The sequence below is a fragment of the Waltera acetigignens genome, from assembly GCF_025567015.1.
GTDB lineage: Bacteria > Bacillota > Clostridia > Lachnospirales > Lachnospiraceae > Acetatifactor > Acetatifactor acetigignens.
This window is the reverse complement of sequence record NZ_JAOQJO010000001.1, coordinates 22638-24548: the sequence shown is the minus strand read 5'-3', so window position 1 is coordinate 24548 and position 1911 is coordinate 22638. Positions and strand designations below refer to the sequence as shown.

The 1911-nt window shown below is 54.5% G+C and carries 1 pseudogene; it reads right to left on the bottom strand.

Annotated elements, in window-relative coordinates:
* Nucleotides 1-1911 (bottom strand): annotated as a pseudogene (locus OCV96_RS00115) (Eco57I restriction-modification methylase domain-containing protein); the annotation flags it as partial.

The window sequence follows — 1911 nt, the reverse complement described above, 5'->3', positions numbered from 1 at the left end:
CTGGTTCCGTAGGTGGTGTAGGCTGCCACATCGTTGTAAGATACGGAAGATTTCCCCTTGATCTGCCATTCAGCGGTAAAGGACGAATAGTTGACCTCGATACTGCGCTGGAGATAAAACGGGGTGTTGAAGGTCTCATACATAAACTGCTGGATGTACTCTTTGTCGATCCAGGTAGCGCCCAGACGCACCTCGATCTCCGACGCATCCAGGTCTTTGGGCTGGGCGGCGGTAAGAGCTTCCACATTGACTGCATAAACCGGGTCCTGCTGTGCCGCCCGCTGCGCCTGACGCAGTTTGCGGCGTACATTGCCGGAAAGGTATTCATCAGCAGTCACATAATGGGGTGTGCCGTCTTTCTCCAACTGTCCCGGTACACGGAAGATCACGCCTTGCAGCTCTCCGGCCAGTTCTTCTTTTGTTTTTCCGGTAAGCTGGCTCATATAGCTCATATCCACGCAGGCTTTTTCCGAGATAGACACCGCCAGTGCTTCACTTGCCGTATCCACCACAGCCACCGCCTGATGGGGCTTGATGGTTCGTTTGGTGAACATATCCGCCTTGCGCTCCAGCTTTCCGTCCTCGTCGATGACTTCCAGCGCACAGAGCAGGTAATAGGAAGAATCATCTGCATAGGCCAGACGGTTTGCACGGTCATTGATGAGACCATATTTGGCAGAAAAGCTGTCATAGAGGCTGTTCAGTTCCGCCTGCTTTTGAGTAATGGTGCTGTCCGGAACCGCTGCGTCCATCTGAAGGTCGATCAGTTCCTGCACACAATCACGCAGTCCCACAAGACCTTTCACACGGGCTTCGGCAGTAGCATTGAGGTCAGGGCGCACCATACGGCTGTTTTCCCGGTAGTACACCTGCCCGTCTACAATGGCATAGGAATAGTTCTTCACATTGGGGTCGGCAGGAATGGAGGTGTCAATGGCTTCGCCTTCGCCCAGCTCCGGCAGCTCTGCCTCCTGATAAGTGCCATGAATATACTTCACAGCATCATGTAGCTGGTCGGAAAGCTCCAGTCCCTCAATGGGGTTCACGGTGTAATCCATACCATGAGCAGTGCTTACCGGCTCCTGTCTGCCCAGCACCATTTCCGGGTGGTCGATAAAATACCGGTTGATGGCAAACCCGTCCTCCGTCTGTCCGGTCTGGGTCCATTCCGGCACGATGTCCAGCGGGCGGTCCCGCTTTTGGAGAAAGATGATGTCTGATACCACCTCGGCACCGGCATTCTTTTTGAACGCGTCATTGGGCAGACGGATGGCTCCCAGCAGCTCGGCACGCTGGGCAAGATAGCGGCGCACGGTGGAATCCTTGGCGTCCATAGTATAGCGGGAGGTCACAAAAGCTACCACACCGCCGGGACGCACCTGATCCAGTGCTTTGGCGAAAAAGTAATTATGAATGTTGAAATTCAGCTTGTTGTAGGCTTTGTCATTGACCTGATACTGGCCGAAAGGCACATTGCCGATGGCAAGGTCAAAGAAGTCACGCCTGTCGGTGGTCTCAAAGCCGCCTACTGTGATGTCCGCCTTGGGATAGAGCTGCTTTGCAATACGCCCGGAAACCGGGTCCAGCTCCACGCCGTACAGACGGCTGTTTCTCATTTCCTCCGGCAGCATACCGAAGAAATTGCCCACACCCATAGATGGCTCCAGAATATTTCCGGTTTCAAATCCCATACGGTCCACAGCATCGTAAATCGCTTTGATGACCGTAGGACTGGTGTAATGGGCGTTTAGGGTGGAGCTTCTGCCGGCGGCATATTCCTCCGGGGTCAGCAGCTCTTTCAGCTGGGCATACTCTAAAGCCCATGCCGGTTTCTCCGGGTCAAACGCATCAGAGAGACCGCCCCAGCCCACATATCGAGAAAGAACCTCCTGCTGTTCGGGGCTTGCCTGC